This window comes from Pantoea sp., from assembly GCF_032114055.1.
Taxonomy (GTDB): Bacteria; Pseudomonadota; Gammaproteobacteria; order Enterobacterales; family Enterobacteriaceae; genus Pantoea.
Window position 1 is genome coordinate 331,711 of sequence record NZ_DAMCTB010000003.1, and the last position, 19,000, is coordinate 350,710.

Sequence of the window (19,000 nt, forward strand, 5' to 3'; positions counted from 1 at the left end):
CGCCCAATGGCGGTGGCATCACCCTGAAACGGAGTTTTCACATACACTGAACGGATTGATTTCAGGCGCAGTGGACGCACAATGCCATGAGTATGATGCCAGCATCCCGATCAGAGGCGATCTTAGCCCGTTTCTCAGCCGCCACGCGGCAATGGTTTTCTGCCGCCTTTGCCGCCCCGACGCCGGTGCAGCTGGCGGCCTGGCAGGCCATCGCCCGCGGCGATCATGCTCTGGTCATCGCCCCTACCGGCTCCGGGAAAACGCTGGCGGCCTTTCTGACCGCCATTGACACCCTGTTCAGAGTCAGAACGGAAGAGCCTGCACCCGCTCGTGAAAATACCACCCGCATTCTCTATATTTCACCAGTGAAGGCGCTGGCGGCTGACGTGCAGCGTAACCTGACGCTGCCGCTGGCCGGCGTCAGCGCCTGGCGGGAGGCGCTTAACGAGCCTGCCATCACCCTGAATGTCGGCATGCGTTCCGGCGATACGCCCGGTGCAGAGCGTGCCCGGCTGCTGCGTCGTCCGCCCGATATTCTTATCACCACCCCGGAGTCGCTGTTTCTGATGCTGACCTCAAAAGCCCGCACCACGCTACAGGGTGTGACGACAGTGATCGTCGATGAGGTGCATGCGGTCGCAGGCTCAAAACGGGGATCGCAGCTGGCACTGAGTCTGGAGCGGCTGGATGCGCTGCTGCCTCAGCCCGCCCAGCGCATCGGGCTCTCCGCCACGGTGCAGCCGGTCGAACGGGTTGCGGCCTTTCTGGGCGGATCTCAGCCTGTTCAGGTTGTTAATCCGGCCGCCAGGCGTACGCTGCACCTGACGATCGAGGTGCCGGTCGAGGATATGACCGATATCGCCGACGGCGCAGATCCGGGCGATAAATCAGGCGCGACGGGCGGTTCGATCTGGCCACACATTGAGGCCCGCATTCTGCAGCAGGTCATGGCGCATCGCGCCACGCTCGTCTTTGTCAATTCGCGGGGACTGGCGGAGAAACTGACGGCGCGGCTGAACGCACGCCATCTTGCCGGGCGCGGTCCGGCTGACGATAGTGACAGCAATCACGACGCGGACGACATCCTCATCGCCCGCTCGCATCACGGCTCTGTGTCCAGAGAGCAGCGAAGCGAGATTGAAGCCGCGCTGAAACAGGGCAGCGTGCGCTGCGTGGTGGCGACCTCAAGCCTGGAGCTGGGCATCGATATGGGCCCGGTGGATCTGGTGATTCAGGTTGGCGCGCCGCTGTCGGTTTCCAGCGCGCTACAGCGGGTAGGACGGGCCGGGCATCAGGTCGGCGGCGTATCGACCGGGATCCTGTTTCCCCGCACCCGGCGCGATCTGCTGGATGCCGCCGTCACGCTCGAACTCATGCAGACCGGACAGCTTGAGGCGCTGAACCCGCCGCGTAATCCGCTCGATATTCTGGCGCAGCAAACGCTGGCAGCGGTTGCCATGGACAGCCTGCAGGCCGACAGCTGGTTTGCACGGGTGCGCCAGGCCGACCCGTTCCGAACGCTGCCACGCCGGCTGTTTGACGCGACGCTCGACATGCTGGCTGGAAAATTTCCGTCAGATGCGTTTGCTCAGCTCAGGCCGCAGCTGGTGTGGGATCGCGAGAGGGGTCTGCTGACAGAGCGCCCTGGCGCGCAGAAGCTGGCCGTGACCAGCGGCGGAACGATTCCCGATCGGGGCACGTTCAGCGTTATTCTGCCGGAAGGCGAAGAGCAGGCGGGCTCCAGACGCGTAGGTGAGCTGGATGAAGAGATGGTTTACGAGTCACGGATCAATGACATCGTGACCCTGGGCGCAACATCCTGGCGCATCCAGCAGATCACCCATGATCAGGTGGTGGTAGTGCCTGCACCGGGCCGTCCTGCCCGCCTGCCATTCTGGCGTGGTGAAGGGGTGGGACGCAGCGCCGATTCAGGTGCCCGCCTCGGCATGTTTCTGCGTATGCTGAACCGGGACACCTCAGAGGAGGCCTCAGCCCGGCTCAGCGCGCTGGGGCTGAATCCCCAGGCGGTCAGCAATCTGCTGGCGCTGGTGGCCGAACAGCACACCGCTACCGGCGTCGTGCCGGATGATCGCACACTGCTGATTGAACGCTGCCGGGACGAAATCGGCGACTGGCGAGTGATCCTGCATTCGCCGTGGGGAAAACGGGTCAACGCGCCCTGGGCGCTGGCGATCGGCACTCGCATCCGGCAACGCTGGGGTGTGGATGCCGCCATCGCCGCCAGCGATGACGGCATCGTCGCCCACTTCCCCGCCAGCGAACGCGATTTGCCTGGCACTGACCTGTTTATCTTTGACGCGGATACGCTCTCGCGATTTGTGACGGAAAGCGTCGGCCAGTCGGCGCTGTTTGCCGCACGTTTCCGGGAGTGCGCCTCACGGGCACTGCTGCTGCCAAGGCGCAATCCGGGTAAGCGGTCGCCGCTCTGGCAGCAGCGACTGCGTGCCGGTCAGCTGCTGGCCGTCGCGCAGCAGTATGATGATTTCCCCATACTGATCGAAACCGCCCGCGAATGTCTGCAGGATGTTTATGACCTGCCTGCGCTGCATGCACTGATGAAGCAGGTGGCAGAGGAACGCGTCAGCGTGGTTGAGGTGACGACTGCCCAGCCTTCCCCCTTCGCCGCGCCGCTTTTATTCGGCTACGTCTCGGAGTTTATCTACGCCAGCGATGCTCCGCAGGCGGAGCGGCAGGCCTCACTGCTGACGCTCGACAGCAGCCTGCTGGGTGAGCTGCTCGGCCAGACACCGGAACGGGATCTGCTTAACGCGGAGGTCGTTAAGCAGGCGGAACAGGAACTGCAACGCCGCGATCCCCGCTATCAGGCCTCACATACTGAAGGCATCATCGATCTGCTGCGTGACCTCGGCCCGCTTTCCGCTGAAGACATCGCGGCCCGCTTTTCCGGCAGTCCTGACGCGATCCCCCCGGCCATCACGCAGTTCGCAACTGCCCGGCGGCTTATCCCGGTCACACTCGCCGGAGAACCTCGCTGGGCGATCATTGAAGATGCAGGCCGCCTGCGCGATGCGCTGGCCTGCACGCTGCCTGATGATCTGCCCGTAACGTTTCTGGCATCAGTGGCCGATCCCCTGGGCGATCTGATCAGCCGCTACGCCCGCACACATGCGCTGTTCACAACCCGACAGCTCGCCACCCACTTCGGGCTGGGCACCGCCGTGGCAGACGAACGGCTGCGCGCCCTGCATTCACAGGGCAGCCTGATGAATATCGGTGCGGCCGCAGAGACGGCAGAAACAGAGTGGGTCACAGCGGAGAACTTCAGACGCCTGCGCTTACGTTCACTGCAATCAGCTCGCGAGGCAACCCGGCCGGTGCCGCCCTCCGCTTGGGTTCGCCTGCTGCTGGAGCGGCACGGTTTAAATGATAGAGAGCGGGAAGAAAATCAGGGTGCCAGCCGGCTGCTGCGGGTGATCGAACAGCTCGCTGGCGTGCCGCTTCCGGCCTCGCTATGGGAATCGCAAATCCTGCGGAGCCGGATCGCTGACTATCAGCCTGCGATGCTTGACGAGCTGTTAGCCCGTGGCGAGGTGATCTGGTGCGGACATAAAGCGCTGGGCCAGAATGATGGGCTGATCTCCTTTCATCTTTCTGAATGTGCGGCAGAAACGTTGCCGCTGCAGGAGGCCTCGCCTGCTCTGCCCCCGCTTCAGCAGGATCTTTATGACGCACTGAGTCAGGGAGGCGCATGGTTTGTCCATGAGCTGATGGCGAAAATGGAAATAAGTGCGCCGGAACCAGCGGATATCAATGACGCGCTATGGCAACTGGTGTGGCAGGGCTGCGTTACCACCGATAGCTGGATTGCCGTGCGCAGCCGTCTCAGCGCGTCAGGCGTGACACGTTCACGTCCGGCACGGACGCTGCGCAGCCGTTTTGGTCACCGCCTGACGCCTGGCGCACTACCTGCACGGCGGCCGATGGTCAGCACGCTGCCCGGACGCTGGTCGCGGATAGCGCGACAGGCGGTTGCACCTGCCCATCTGGCTCTGTCGCTGGCGGAGAACCTGCTGGACCGCTATGGAGTTATCACCCGCGGCTGTGTCGTTTCAGAGCAGATCCCCGGCGGCTTTCCGGCGCTGCAGCCGGTATTGCGTGGCATGGAAGATGCCGGACGGCTGCTGCGGGGCCGGTTTGTCGCCGGTGCTGGCGGCGCTCAGTTTGCCGACCACCAGACCATTGAGCGGCTGCGGCAGCTGGCCGAAGAATCCGGGGGCGCGCCAGAGGCGGTGGTGCTGGCGGCCTCTGATCCGGCGAATCCGTTTGGGGCGATGCTCAGCTGGCCATCACACACCAGCGCAACCCGGCCTGTCCGCCGCCAGGGGGCGCGGGTGGTCATTGTGGATGGTGCGCTGATGCTCTACCTGACAACGGGCGGCAAAGAGTTACTGACGTTCAGTGACGACGTCACGCGACTGGAGGACGCGGTTGCCGCGCTGGGCGAGTCGCTGAAACGTGAAAAACCCGCAACCTTTACACTGGAAACCGTGGCGGGTGAACCGGTGTCACACTCGCCCCTGTTTAATGCGCTGCGACACGCCGGTTTTTCCCGGGTGCCGCAGGGATTCAGCTGGTACCGCTAACGCGGGTTTCTGCAAACCGGCGAACGCCTGCGCGGTCATCCAGGATGGGCCTGCAGGCTGAACGCCTCCGCCTCCCGCACGACCTCCCTTTCAAAGTACGCCGCTTTATTTCGCGCGCCTGACGACACCAGATAGTTGCCCTGCTGAATCACCATTACACTTGATCTACACCCACGCAGGAGGTTCTTATGTCAGACAGCACCATGACTTTTCAGTTAGGCGATCGTGACGTTAACCGTATCGGCTTTGGCGCAATGCAGCTCGCCGGGCCGGGCGTGTTCGGGCCGGTGAAAGATGAAGCCCGTGCCATGCAGGTTCTGCGCGACGCGATTGAGGCAGGCGTCAATCACATCGACACCAGCGATTTTTATGGCCCGTACGAAACTAACCTGTTAATCAAAAAGAGCCTCTATCCCTATCCGCAGGATCTGTGCATTGTGACTAAAGTCGGTGCCCGGCGAGACGCTAAAGGGGGCTGGCATGCGGCGATGGAGCCGGAGGCGCTGACGCAGGCCGTGGAAGATAATCTGCGTCACCTGGGGCTAGACGTGATTGATGTGGTAAATCTGCGCAGCATGCTGCATCCGGCCAGACCGAAGGAAGGGTCGCTTACTCCGCAGCTGGAAGCACTGCTGACCTTAAAGGATCGCGGACTTATCCGGCACATCGGCCTGAGTAACGTTACGGCCACTCAGATTGCTGAAGCTCAGGCGATGACACCCATTGTCTGCGTGCAGAATATGTATAACCTTGCGCACCGCCAGGATGATGAACTGGTAGACAGCCTGGCGCAGCAGGGCATTGCCTGGGTGCCATTTTTTCCGCTGGGCGGCTTTGCGCCGCTGAAGCTGGCACAACTGAATGACGTTGCGGCCTCGCTGAATGCCACACCGATGCAGGTTGCGCTGGCGTGGCTGCTGCGCCGTTCACCCAATATCCTGCTGATCCCCGGCACTTCCTCTCCGGAACATCTGCGGCAGAACATGGCCAGCGGGAATCTGGCGCTGTCGGATGAGGTGATGGCGACGCTGAATGCCCTGTAACCTGCTATCGGAGACGGCAGCCTGGATGTGATGCCGTCACGTTCAGTACTGGAAAACAGCGGCCCATTTCAGCCAGCAAGCGTCTGGCGAAAGAAAAAGGATTTCGGTGAGGAGGGTAGCGGAGAAGATGCCCGCCTCACGGGTCTTTCCGGCGATAACCGGCCACAATTTCACTGCCTGGTTCTGGCGATTTCAGGCTGAAATTGCCAGCATCGCGCCCGCACTCACCTGCCCTTTACAGTGAACACCGACGGTTTGCATGAGGACAGAGGAAGGCAGGACGTGTTGCCGTCACGTCCGATAGCCGAAAAGAGCGGCCGTTTTTGGTCGGCAAACGCATGGCGAAAGCAAACAGATTTCAATGAGGAGGGTAACGGAGAAAATGCCCGGCTCACGGGCCGTTCCGGCGATAACCGGCCACGATTTCACTGCCTGGTTCTGGCGATTTCAGCCTGAAATTGCCAGCAAAGCGCCTGCACTCACCTGCCTTTTACAGTGAACACTGACGGTTTGCATGAGAATTGGGCGAAGGGACGAATGTTGGAGCACGCAAAAAAAACCGGATTCAGCGTCGGGCTGAATCCGGTTATGGGTTAAACGGCTTCAGCCTCTTTTGGCTTTTCACCAAACTTCTCTTTCATGTGCGTCTCGATCTCTTCCAGACTCTTGCCCCGCGTTTCAGGGACCATCGCCATCACGAAGATGAGTGAACCGACATTGATGGCAGCGAAGATAAAGAAGGTCGTGCTGCCCGCATATTCCATCACCGGAGGGAAACCAAAGGCAACCACGGCGTTGAATATCCACTGCAGCGAAACGGCTCCGCCAGTCAGCACACCACGCAGCTGCATCGGGAATAGCTCCGACATCATCAGCCAGTAGACCGGTGAAATACACATCTGCATGCAGAACAGGAACAGCAGGATACAGGCCAGAGCCAGATAGCTCTGCATCAGGCTGGAACTCATAAAGGTCAGAACGCCACCCAACAGGATCTGCGCGGTGACCACCAGACACAGGCCGGTAATCAGCATCGTACGGCGCGGGAAGCGGCTGATGGCCCAGATGCCGGCAAAGGTCGCCAGCACGGATACCACGCCGTTACCGATGGTGGCGGCAATTGAGGCGCTGGTGCCCAGTCCGGTGGACTTCAGGATGATCGGCGTGTAGTACATAAAGCCGTTGACCCCGGTAAACTGCGCGACAAAGCCGAGACCAATACCAATGATCATCAGACGGATCACCCATTTCTCGCGGATCAGGGTTTTCGCACCCGGGCCACGTTCTGCTGCCCTGGCCTGCTTCTTCATCTGTGCCATTTCATGACGGACTTCGCGCGGCGTTTCACGCAGATACTTCAGGATTTTTTTTGCCTCGCGCAGACGCCCTTCTGCCACCAGCCAGTGCGGTGACGCCGGCACGAAGAAGGTGCCGATAAACAGCAGCAGACCCGGCACCATCGCAATCGCCAGCATGTAACGCCACAGGTGCTCATCGTGCAGCAGATAGCTCAGCAGCGTACTGGCGACATAGGCCACCAGCTGGCCGGTCACGATCATCAGTTCGTTGCGGCTGACCAGCGGCGCGCGCAGGCGCGGCCCGGCAATCTCCGCGATAAACACCGGCACGGTTGACGAGCCACCGCCCACTGCGATACCCAGCAGGAAGCGCATCGCCACCATAATGTTAACCGAGGGGGCCAGCGCCGTGCCGAGTGAACCCAGCACAAAGATCACCGCCAGGCTACGCAGCGTAATGCGACGGCCAAAACGGTCAGAGAAGAAACCACTCAGGAACGAGCCAATTGCGGCCCCGAATACCAGTGAAGAGGCGACGAGCCCTTCTGTAAATGAGTTCAGTCCCAGCCCACCCTGATCCGGCGGTGAGGTCATATAGGGCAGTGCGCCCGAAATGATACCTGTATCATAACCAAAGGCCAGTGCCCCCATCGTCGCCACCAGCACCACTAAGAAAATACGCTGGCGTACCGTATCTGCAGGCGCGTGATCGCCAGCATCACCAGAATCTGGTGTATTTGCACTCATAATATCCCTGCCATTAATAAGTTAAACATCCGCATGGTTAAATTTCATACGGAATAGAAATGGAACATATTTACCGATTGGGTAAGGAAGTGTAGACGCTATTTTTAAACTGGCATGAGCAATATGCAGTTAATAACCGGCACGGGAAAAAGAAGAAATAAACCGGCGAAACAGTGACAGAATGAAAGTTATTTAAGAGCATCGCTTTCAGCTCATCCTGAATCCAGTCAGGAAAATGAACAACGCGGGAAAACCGGGCAAATCCGTACGTAAAGACCCGATGATACGTGTCGTCGCCTGCGACAGCCCCAGCAGTATCGGACCGATCTCCTGCAGATAATGCTCACCTCAGAGCATCAGCGTGACTCCCTTTAACGGAGCGATTAAAAAGAATACAGTCCGGTTCCCGCTTTATTTTTGCCAGCTGATAACTGGCCGCCCAAGGTGTAATGCTGAGTTCCTCAGCCGCGCACGCCACATTACCGAAATGGGCCACCTGCTCAAACACCCGCAGCGCTTGAATAGAAGGCAGGTAATCAGACTGCTTTTCCATCCGCCTTTCCACACCGGAATTTTGTGATTGATGTTCATTTTTCAATCTCAAAGTTGTCGACGGCCATAAATCACCAAATACATTCAGCATCAAATGAATTTTTTGCATCGCCAATTTTCACCGCGTTATCAATTCTGATTGTGACTCTGCCGGTAGCGATACCGAACCACTCATAATTATTCTTCTGGAGTGGACTATGTTATTTGAAAATAAAGTTGCGATTATCATCGGAGCCGCCTCCCAGCGCGGTATAGGCCGGGCGACAGCGGCCTGCTTTACTGAGCATGGCGCGCGCGTCGTTATGCTCAATTCAGACCCGGAAGCTGCGCAGACCAGCGCCCTGTCGTGCGGCGAAGGACATCCCGGCTTGGCGGCCGGTATAGCCGATTCCTTCTCCATCCGCCTGGCCGTTGACCGGATGCTTGCGCATTACGGGCGCATTAATGTGCTGGTCAACAACGCGGGCATCACGCTGCACGATCGTTTTGACCTCTCAACCGTGGCAGTGGTGAAGCAGATCACCGCCTGGCTGGAAGATTTGTGGACGCTCAACCGGGCCATCGGCCAGGCTTTTCTCCTGTGTGCGTCAGGCGCGGATTATCGTAATTTTCAGCGCGATTTACTGACTGTAGTGGACAACGTATTTCCCTCTGTTAGCCAGTCTGCGCGCCCTGAAAGCGAGGCAGGCAGGCGGATGCAGGATTCAGAAGCACTGACTGGAGCCAATTTACTGTAAACAGTATGCATCTTTTACCATCGCAGACGGGTGGCAGGCTGTTCACCTTGCCTGAGAGGTTTAGCCTATCTCCGTGACGCTTCGCAGCCGACGAATGTGCGCAGCGCGGGTCAACACTAAAGAGAGTTTTACCCCAGAAGTCGTTGTATTGTTCAATCATCACGTGCGCCGTTCACAGGCTATGAGAAAAGAATTTCACCCCCACAGAAAAAGTTATCCACTTTTTCTGTGGATAACTGAGGGATATTTTCTGAGTATCTCTTCTGACGCCGGAATCGATCGTTTGCTGTCAACCCATCATGTTGCTTTTAAAGAATTCTTTTTAAGGCTGACCGATAACAGGCTGAACCATTCAGTCAGCTTTCCTGGCGATTTCAGCCTGAAATTCCTGATTTTTTTCCTAAATAAACAACAGGTTAAATGTAAGTTTCTGCTGGCGGAGGGTTTCTCTGCAAAATGGTTTTTCAGAGTATGCGTGTGCTGCTAGCGGCAGTCAGGTGTTAAGTGCACTAAGGGAAAAGTAGTTGGACACAAATGAACCAGCACCTGGAATTCTTCTCTTGCAATATTGTGATGAGCCAGTCTGTGCTCAGGGCATAGCGGCCTGCTGGCTGACGCCTCAACGCAGACTCATAACATGCTTTGATTAATTACGTTAAGTTACGGAGCAAAATCTGATCTTAGCTGACATTTCTCAAAAGCTTGGCGATTTCAGGCCAAGGGAAAAACGAAATAATTCATTAATTTCAATCATTTAATTAGGCAAAGACGCAATAAAGCGTGGCGATTTCAGCCTGAAATTGGGTTTTCCTGTGTTTAAGCGATGATTAGCAGTCAAAAAAAACCGGCGCAGCGCACCGGTTTTTTCAGGCAACGTGGATTATCGGTTCAGATACTTCTTGAGCGTCTCTGCGATCACTTTATCCAGCTCGTCCTGCAGCTCTTTCGACTGACGGTTAAACTCATAACTGAACATCCGTCCACGAATCTTTTTGCGGGCGAAGCGATCTTTGTCGGCGAACGACCATAGCGTTGTCGCCTGCGTTTTATCTTTTTCCGGTTCCTTCACCAGCGTCTGGCTGCCCTGACGGATCAGGCGCAGGATATGGTTCTTAAGCTCATCTTCAGCCAGACCTTCGCGGGCACGAACAACATCAATCTCCCTTGATATGGCATTAATTAACGCACCGATGCTTTGTCCGGACTCGCTCAGCTTGTCCGCGGCCTGCAGCAGTGACTTATAATCGGGATAGGTCAGCTCGGCATGATTCGGAAAAAGGGTAATCAGGTCGGCGGGTACGCTGGCCGCCTGCAGGGCACGGGTAACTTTCGCCTGCGAGAGTCCCTGATTTTCAGCAATCTCTTTCTGCGACAGGCCGCCATCTTTCAACGTCAGCAGGCGCATACCCACTTCACGCAGATTATGTTCACGCGCCGTCTGAATATCCTGCGCCAGCCTGCGCGCTTCGTCTGCGGTAATGGCGGCATCCGTGACCAGCACGTCGAGGCCAGTTTTACAGTGCAGCGCGGCGGCACGGCGGCGCGAACCATCGAGGATCTCAATACGCTCGTCACGCATCACGCCGATAGCCGGGAAGAACTGCTGCAACTTAATTGTGCGAATAATGTCACGTAGTGAATCAGGCGTCAGGCCAGCCTGATCGCGTCCGTTAGTTTCTATCGACACAAAGGTTTTGCTCTCAACCTCTGCGGCGGCAATACGTTCAAAGCGAAACAGGGCCCGCTTACCCGTAGCCAGTACAAAAGTCTGATTATGCTGGCTGTCAGGCGCCTCATTTTCCAGGGGAGTCTGGCTGAAGGTTCTGCCTATCGTAATTCTTTTTGCGCTCATACAAACCTCAGTTCAGGCGAATAAATTCGATACGATCGAACACGGCTTTTGCAAAATCCTCCGCGGCTGAGCGCGCATTTTTCAGCGCTTCGCTGCTGCCGACATAAGTCGAAGGATTGGCGGAGATGACCGTATCAAATGATTCCCCACAGCGTTCGAAGCCATCCAGACGGGGAAGGGCGGCATCGAGCATGTCGCCACCAAAAATCTCTTTTGCCAGACTATGGCAAAGTTTGTGATCGGCTTTGTTGGAGAGCTTGGACATAAAGCCGATATTGCCCTGCAGACGACAGGTTGCACCGGAATCTTCAATAATCGCGATCAGCTCCGGCAGGCGCGTCAGGTATTTCAGCGTCGAGTGGAAGTCAACCTGCGCGGGCGGAACGGGTGTCATCAACAGATCGGACGCCGCAATCGCATTTTTCAGAAATGCATCCAGATGCGGGCCGCTGTCGATAAAAATAAAGTCATAGTCTTTTTTGAGCCTGGCGACGACATTGTCGCACAGCACGGCATGAACGTTCTGTTGTGGCAGATGTTCAGCGCATAACTCATCCCAGCGCGAGGCGATAAAGGCGTCATCAATTGACGCAGGCAGCACATCTACGCCCGGAATGATTGACGGAACAATAAATTCATTAATCAGCTCATCACGCGAAACGTTCTGCAGCATCGCCTGCGCGGCTGTCGCTTCCACCAGTCCGACTGAACGCTCATGATTCAGAAACATCGTCGCAGAAGATTGCGGATCGAGGTCGATAACCAGAATCCGCAGATCTTCATATAAGAGGTGAGGGTGGGCACGCAGTGCGTGCGCCAGAGAAACGGTGGAGACTGTTTTAGAGACCCCGCCCTTCAGGTTACCAACAAACAGGGTATAGGCCTCATCGTGACGATCCCGGTACTTTGGCACGCCACGATGATGATAAATATCGATAATATTCTGAATCGACATGGCATATTTAACGGAAGATCCCGCCGCACGTTTATCAAACTGATAGCCGTTTTCTTCCATCTCGTTGACAGCATAATCCACACTGGCCCGGGTCAGTTTAGGCAATTTAGCCAGTGCCGCTTTGGCATAGACCTGATAATAGGTGTTTTCGTGCAGTTCCTGCTTCTGCGCCTGGATTTGTTCGGTGAGACTCAGCAGCATGCGTTCTGAACGCTGCGCAACCTTCATCACCTGCTTATCATCGTTAGCCATCGTTGCTCCGGATGTGTAGGATTTACGACTTTATACATAAATCCTGCACATGAGGCAATAATTTATCATCTCAACATCATCTGCGATTGTATGCAACAGCATGGGTTCTGGTGAGCATCGTCACACTATTGTAACCACCCTGCCAAAATGACCGCTGTTCTGGCCTTAAGGGATTCACTGTAATCAGCAAAACATTCACTGTATTCAGTCAGGGAGGGGCGGATTCAGGGCGTAGACATGAACCGGACGGACAAACGATTGAAAAGCGCACTGAAAAAAAGTGAACGTTCACTGTAATCAGTGAAAGTGTTAAGAAGAACAGAAACAGGCGGTTCACCCTGCTTGCCTTAGCCTGTCTGCGAAAGAGGGGAGGCGTATCGCATATTCGGACATTCACTGTAATCAGTAATTCCGTGCTTTCAAAGTTCTGTCTGACGTTCACTGTAATCAGTAGTCCTTCCATCTGCCCATTAACGACTCTTCTGTCAGACGTTCACTGTAATCAGCTGAACGTTGCACCCGGAACCCCAAACGAGGGAGGAACTGGCAAGGCAGAACAGAAAACGTTCAAAATTAGCTGTGACTTACATCACAAAACAAAGCATCTCCCGATATTCACTGTAATCAGTAACCGCAGACCAGCGAAACGTTGACTATAGTCAGTAAAAACTGTGTCAGATCGCAAACGTTCACTGTAATCAGCAAAGAGGCACATGGCTGTGGAAAGGCCCGCCAGCAGGGATGAGTGCAAATCGTGATGACTCTGCAGCTGCGAATGCACCGCATTGAGCGGTCAGATCTCGCGCTGGACTACCGCGCTCGCTATAAGCCAGGATGAACCGGCCAGGCTTAACGGCGGAATGTAATGCTATGGCTATATGGCAGTAATCAGGCTCAACGCTGCCAGGCGTAAAGATCTGGCGTTCACTGTAATCAGTAAGACGATGCGTTTACTCATCCGCTCACCGGCATTCACTGTAATCAGTAAGCGTTCACTGCAATCAGTTGAGATTCCTGGCCACAGGTACAGAATGACGTCAGCGGCTAACGTTCACTGTAATCAGTAACCCAATACGGTAAAAGTAAGGGAAGCCGCATGCCAGCGATGATTCACTGTAATCAGTAACAGTGTCACGCCTCGCATTATAATGAGCAGGCCCTGATGCTGGCCCAACGGTTGTATCACAAGGCTGAAAGGCAGGGCGGGCCGCAATCATTCACTGTATTCAGTAACGTTCACTGTAATCAGTAAGCCCTCTTTTTCAGCAAGCGTCCGGGCGTTCACTGTAATCAGCAGTAGAACTGTCAGATACCAGCCATAAGATGTATGTAAGTACACACTTACATCCAAAGGCTTATGGAGTGGCAGATAAAAAAGGAAGATTTGCAGAGCTGGCTTGCCTGTAAGGCGCCGGGTACTGATTACAGTGAACGGTGCTGATTACAGTGAACAGGGAATAAGGGCTGATTACAGTGAATCCTGAGTAGCTGAGCCGTCATCATCAGTAGCACAGCATGTGACACTGCCACAGCATTATACTGATTGCAGTGAACGTATGCGGTCAGTCATCAAACTCAATTTCATCCAGCGAATCAATGCTCTCCAGATTGCTGATGCCATCGAGCTTAGGCGTGCGGCTGTGGATGATAAAGAAGACAGAGCGCCCGCGTTTCACTTCTGAGTAATCAAGATAGCCAATTTCCTGGAGCTGCTCCATTGCGCGCCGCACCACATGATTCTGCGTGGTAGTCTTGGAGCCCAGATTCAGGCGCATTCGCAGTCGCGCGAGCGATATAGGCGCAGGATTGGTTGGCAGGCTCTCCAGGAAAGTGTAGAGCGCCTGTGCAGACTCTTTGCGTTTAAGACGGGATATGGCGCGAAGCTGAAGCAAAACCTTATGGTCGAAATTATAAAGTTCAAACAGTTTAGGATCGGCCTGAATGCGCACGATATCTTTTTCGCGATCGTAATACGCAGACTGAACAAGATGAGTATGATACGCCTTGCCATTACCTTCAAAGGAGAGGGTATTGGTTGCAATCCGGCGCAGAGAGGCATCCAGACGCTTACGCAGCGCAGCGGAGGAGTTGGCAGAGGGAATACCACACATCTTCACAAAGTCGATGAAGGGTAGCGTGACTGTATCGCCCCTGGTCGGATAGCGCGAGAAAGACTGAATGATCCCCGCCCAGGTTTTGAAATCGTTATCCATATCCAGTCGCGCGCCGGTGATGGTAATCTTTTCGTAGCCCTCGGCTTTTACCAGCGTCAGATTTTTCAGCTCTTTGGTCGCATCTGTCGAGGCCATTGCACCGGATTTGCCGCGTGCCGTTGATTTCAGCGTCGGCACAAACAGTCCAAGGCGCATTAATGCCACCGGCTGAACAGTATTATTCTTGTTGGGATGAAGCTGGATAACTTCACCACTGTTTTTGGTCACTGACAGAAAAGGTTCTAGTAACGCTTTGTTTTCGTTGTCTTTATCTGCCATAGCTTAAGATCTTCATTCTGTGGATGAAAGGGATCGTTTTCTGACTACAGTGAACATTAGCACTGTTTATAGTGAACATTCTACCTGGTACAGTGAATAAAGTACTGATTACAGTGAACACTTTACTGATTATAGTGAACGCGATCACCCTTTGAGCCCTTGGGGCGTGCGGCCTGCGACGATCGGGGATCTCTTAGGATCTCTTTATGATCTATTAAGGATCGTTTTTTAGGATCTAATCACTGTATAAGTGGAAAACATCAGAAATCGCCGATCTTCCGCTCTCCGCTTTGGCGGCTGAAATAACCACATCTGCAAAGAGCTGGTAAAGAAGCAGAGCAGATAAAAAGCATACAGGTTCATTTTTAGTAAACAACTTCCTCACTATTATTCATTTTTCATCATCATCCTGAGCGCGTATCGTTTTTCCATCACTGACAGAATGAGGAAACCGGCATCATGACTGACCATGTCCTATCGCGTAACCCTGCAACAGGTGAAATTCTGACACGCTGGCCATTACAATCAGCATCCGAGCTGGAGCAGGCATTGGCAGAGAGCGCCGCCGCGTATGCCCGATGGCAACAGAGTGATATGGCGGACAGAGTGCATGTATTACGCCAGTTGGGTAAACAGCTCCGCCTGCGTGAGCAGGATCTTTCTCGTATGATCACGCTGGAGATGGGAAAACCCATTGCACAGGCCCGCGCTGAAGTCCTGAAATGCGCAAATTTGTGCGACTGGTATGCTGAACATGGCCCGGCAATGCTTGATGACCAGCCGACTCAGGTTGCCGACGCATGGCAACGATTCCGGCCGATTGGCGTCATCCTGGCCGTCATGCCATGGAATTTCCCTCTGTGGCAGGTTCTGCGAGGCGCTGTCAGCATGCTGCTGTCAGGCAACACCTATCTGCTGAAACACGCGCCTAACGTTATGGGAAGCGCCACACTGATGGCTGAGCTGTTCAGGGCGACCGATCTGCCTGCAGGCGGCTTTAATCTCATTAACGTTGATAATGACGGTGTTTCCGTCGCGATTAAAGACGACCGGATTGCCGCCGTTGCCGTCACTGGCAGTGTCCGGGCAGGCGCCGCAATTGCCGCGCAGGCAGGTGCAGCCCTGAAGAAAACCGTACTGGAACTGGGCGGATCGGATCCTTTCATCGTACTGGCCGATGCCGATCTCGATGAAGCCGTTAAATCTGCCGTCATCGGACGCTTCCAGAACACCGGGCAGGTCTGCATGGCCGCTAAACGCTTCATTGTCGAAGCGCCAATCGCCAGCGAGTTTGAAAAGCGCTTCACGGAAGCCGTTCAGGCACTAACCATGGGCGATCCGTTGGACGAGCAGACATTCCTGGGCCCGATGGCGCGCGCCGATCTGCGTGACGAGCTGGACAGTCAGGTCAAGGCCACGCTGGCAGAAGGGGCACGTCTGGTGCTGGGCGGCGAAAAGGTCGCCGGTCAGGGTAACTACTACGCACCAACGATCCTTGCGGATGTCACCAGCAGCATGACGGCGTTTCGTCAGGAGCTGTTTGGCCCGGTTGCCGCGATTGCCGTCGCTCGGGATCCCCAGCATGCGCTTGAGATCGCCAACGACAGCGATTTTGGCCTCAGTGCCACGATCTGGAGTGGCAACGAAGAGACCGCCGACCGGCTGGCACTGCAGCTTGAAGTCGGGGCTGTGTTTGTGAACGGTAACGGCGCCTCTGATCCGCGCGTCACCATCGGGGGTGTGAAGAAGAGCGGTTATGGCCGTGAACTGTCGCACTTTGGTGTGCACGAATTCTGTAACGTGCAGACCGTGTGGAAAAATCGCCGCTGATTTTACTGCGACGCAGGCAGATAGGCGGGTGCGCTCTTTATATCCGCACTGAGCGGACGCAGCAGCCGATGCGGTGCAAAGTCACTGAGCATCGGTGAGGCTGTGCCGCTCAGCATCTCTTCTGCCACCAGTCTGCCCAGCAGCGGGGCAAGGGTCATGCCGCTGTGGGTAACCATCAGATAGATCCTGGACGATTTACTGAGATACCCCAGCGCGGGCAGTCCGTCAGCCGGGCGCGACCGCTGCCCGGTTTCAATCTTCTCAATTCTTGCCCCCTCACTGTACCTGAACAGCCGCTGCAGCCGCCGCAGCATCTCTTTGCCAATCAATCCATCCGGGGAGGCCGGACGGGCCGGATCGGCATACTGATCCAGATCGAGTGCCTGCAGCATAAGGCGTCCTCCCCCCTGCGGCCGTACGTTAAGTTCCGGCGTGATCAGATTGCAGTTAAGCGGGATTGGCAGCGGCTGGGTATGCGCCAGGAAACTGCAGGCCGCCGGATCAGCACGGTTCGCATCGGTCATTGCCAGTTCGAGCCCGCACTGGCTGAGCAGCTCAGGTGCCCACCGGCCGGTCGCCAGTACCAGCTGATCGCCGCGCCACGCTTCGCCGCTGGCCAGCGTCAGACGCACATCCCGGCCCGATTCCGCCAGCGTTGTGACCTCACTTTGAGAAACGAGCCGTCCCCCGCTGGCGTGCAGATCGGCCAGCAGAGAGGCGATATAAAGGCTGGGAAAGAGCAGGCATTCCGAGGAAAAAAACCACGCCTGCTGAACGCGGGGATCAAGCCGGAGACCGGGCAGGGCGCTGAGCAGCGCATCCCGCTCGCGTGTTTCACAGGGATAACCCAGCGCCGTGAGTTTTGCAACCCGGCGGGTCAGCTGCTGGTGGATAGCGGGATCGGCCGCCCATTCCAGCGTGCCGGTTTCCAGCAGCCAGCGGGGCCAGGTCGGATGACTGGCCTGCCAGCGCCGGTGCTCCTCTGTCGCACACGCATTGAGTTCGTGATAGCTGGCGGGATCCTTACCGTTGGCATTCACCCAGGCATAACTGATCTGGCTGGTGCCGCCGCCAGGCTGGCCTTTGTCGAAAACGGTGACCTCCGCACCCTGACGGCAAAGGGACTGTGCTACGGCTAAACCCAGCACACCTGCACCAATAACGGCAATACGTTGCGGCATCTGTGGCGACTCCTGATCAGGGATCGGCGGGCGATCGTCACCCACACGGCTATGTCACTATCACGGAGCCCGGCCATGCCGTCAACCGTTGCGTCAGGCCGTCACCTCGTCGAACCAGGCCGGAACCGGATCCGCCAGCGTGACCCACTGTTCAGGTCCGGCCGCCATTTCCTGGTCCGTCAGCAGCGCGCTCTCCAGCGCCGCACGAATGCGCGGCTCGTCCATTTCGATACCGATAAAGACCAGCTCCTGACGCGCATCGCCGGTGCCTTCCTGCCACTGTACGGCGATGAAGTTAAGGGACTCCGCATCCTGCGGCCAGTCGGATCGCGGAATGCTGACCCACCAGCGGCCGGCATATCCCTGACGCGCCACCGCGCCTGCCTGAGACCAGAGTCCGGCATAGTCGGGACGGCTGGCCAGCCAGAAGTAACCTTTGGAACGCACGATCCCGTCAAGCTCGTGGTTCACCACCCGCCAGAAACGCTGCGGATGAAACGGCCGACGGGCGCGGTAAACAAAGCTACGGATGCCATACTCTTCTGACTCTGGCTGGTGCTCCCCACGCAGCGTCTGCAACCAGCCGGGCGCCTGAGCCGCCCGATCAAAATCGAACCGGCCAGTATTCAGAAGTGCGTCCAGCGGCACCTGACCGAATTCGCTCTCTACAATGCGGGCGTGCGGGTTAAGCGCGTGCAGCATGCCATGCAGTTCATGGCGTTCCGCCTGGCTCAGCAGATCCGTTTTGTTGAGCACCAGCAGATCGCAGAATTCAATCTGATCCACCAGCAGATCCACGACAGCGCGCTCATCCTGTTCGCCCAGCGACTCACCACGCGACTGGAGATCATCGACTGAGCGGTAATCCCGCAGGAAGTTGAGACCATCCACGACCGTGATCATGCTGTCCAGCCGGGCATACGCCGACAGACTTTCCCCATCTTCATCCTCGAAGGTGAACGTTTCCGCCACCGGCAGGGGTTCGGAAATACCGGTCGATTCAATCACCAGATGATCGAATCGACCGGCCTGCGCCAGACGTTTCACCTCCAGCAGCAAATCTTCACGCAGGGTGCAGCAGATGCAGCCGTTGCTCATTTCGACCAGCTTTTCATCGGTACGGGAGAGTTCTGCACCGCCGTTGCGCACCAGCGCTGCGTCGATATTGATCTCAGACATATCATTGACGATGACGGCGATCCGCCGTCCTTCGCGGTTGTTAAGGATATGGTTGAGCAGAGTGGTTTTACCTGCGCCAAGAAAACCGGAGAGCACCGCCACCGGCAGGCGGGAATCGCGGGATGTGACTGAAGAGAGTGTCATAGCATGACCTTAAAATGCACGTTAATTATTATGTTATAACATAACATTAAGAATTTTGTTTTCAAGCCGAATTTGTGTTTAGTTGTCCGGATACACGAATGTGCAGGAGACAA

Annotated in this window: 11 protein-coding genes; 4 read left to right on the forward strand and 7 right to left on the reverse strand. The window is 56.3% G+C overall.

Features of this window, described 5'->3' with window-relative positions; all coding sequences use genetic code 11:
- Positions 1–95: 95 nt before the first annotated feature.
- Positions 96–4,625: an ATP-dependent helicase gene (locus RT657_RS08030; protein WP_409520986.1), complete on the forward strand. Its 4,530-nt coding sequence runs from the start codon at positions 96–98 to the stop codon at positions 4,623–4,625.
- 188 nt (positions 4,626–4,813) lie between these two features.
- Positions 4,814–5,668 carry an oxidoreductase gene (locus tag RT657_RS08035; protein ID WP_313653604.1) on the forward strand — a complete coding sequence of 285 codons (855 nt, stop codon included), beginning with the start codon at positions 4,814–4,816 and terminating at the stop codon, positions 5,666–5,668.
- A gap of 593 nt (positions 5,669–6,261) precedes the next feature.
- Here the strand turns inward: RT657_RS08035 and RT657_RS08040 are convergent.
- Positions 6,262–7,713 (reverse strand): sugar porter family MFS transporter, encoded by a 1,452-nt coding sequence (locus RT657_RS08040; RefSeq protein WP_313653606.1) that lies wholly within the window; start codon positions 7,711–7,713, stop codon positions 6,262–6,264.
- Positions 7,714–8,056: 343 nt separating this feature from the next.
- Positions 8,057–8,374 carry a LysR family transcriptional regulator gene (locus RT657_RS08045; RefSeq protein WP_313653607.1) on the reverse strand — a complete coding sequence of 106 codons (318 nt, stop codon included), beginning with the start codon at positions 8,372–8,374 and terminating at the stop codon, positions 8,057–8,059.
- 88 nt (positions 8,375–8,462) lie between these two features.
- Between RT657_RS08045 and RT657_RS08050 the strand changes: the two genes are divergently transcribed.
- A complete protein-coding gene (locus tag RT657_RS08050) occupies positions 8,463–9,002 on the forward strand; it encodes an SDR family NAD(P)-dependent oxidoreductase (protein WP_313653608.1) in 540 nt (179 codons plus the stop codon).
- Positions 9,003–9,882: 880 nt separating this feature from the next.
- Here the strand turns inward: RT657_RS08050 and RT657_RS08055 are convergent.
- The 3 genes from RT657_RS08055 to RT657_RS08065 all read right to left on the reverse strand — a co-directional run bounded on the left by RT657_RS08055 (position 9,883) and on the right by RT657_RS08065 (position 14,553).
- On the reverse strand, positions 9,883–10,854 hold the full coding sequence (locus RT657_RS08055; protein WP_313653610.1) for a ParB family protein: 972 nt from the start codon (positions 10,852–10,854) through the stop codon (positions 9,883–9,885).
- Positions 10,855–10,861: 7 nt separating this feature from the next.
- Entirely contained in the window at positions 10,862–12,061 is a 1,200-nt protein-coding gene (locus RT657_RS08060; RefSeq protein ID WP_313653612.1) for an AAA family ATPase, read from the reverse strand.
- A 1,562-nt stretch (positions 12,062–13,623) separates the two neighbouring features.
- A complete protein-coding gene (locus RT657_RS08065; RefSeq protein WP_313653613.1) occupies positions 13,624–14,553 on the reverse strand; it encodes a RepB family plasmid replication initiator protein in 930 nt (309 codons plus the stop codon).
- A gap of 459 nt (positions 14,554–15,012) precedes the next feature.
- Here RT657_RS08065 and RT657_RS08070 point away from each other — a divergent pair, with 459 nt between their 5' ends.
- The gene (locus tag RT657_RS08070) at positions 15,013–16,383 is read left to right on the forward strand and encodes an aldehyde dehydrogenase family protein (protein ID WP_313653614.1); all 1,371 of its coding nucleotides are present in this window, start codon (positions 15,013–15,015) and stop codon (positions 16,381–16,383) included.
- A gap of 2 nt (positions 16,384–16,385) precedes the next feature.
- Here RT657_RS08070 and RT657_RS08075 read toward each other — a convergent pair whose 3' ends face one another.
- Both RT657_RS08075 and zigA read right to left on the reverse strand, forming a co-directional pair.
- Positions 16,386–17,564, reverse strand: a complete 1,179-nt coding sequence (locus RT657_RS08075) for an FAD-binding oxidoreductase (protein WP_313653615.1) — start codon at positions 17,562–17,564, stop codon at positions 16,386–16,388.
- 93 nt (positions 17,565–17,657) lie between these two features.
- Positions 17,658–18,887, reverse strand: a complete 1,230-nt coding sequence (gene zigA, locus RT657_RS08080) for a zinc metallochaperone GTPase ZigA (RefSeq protein ID WP_313653617.1) — start codon at positions 18,885–18,887, stop codon at positions 17,658–17,660.
- Between the last annotated feature and the right edge of the window lie 113 nt (positions 18,888–19,000).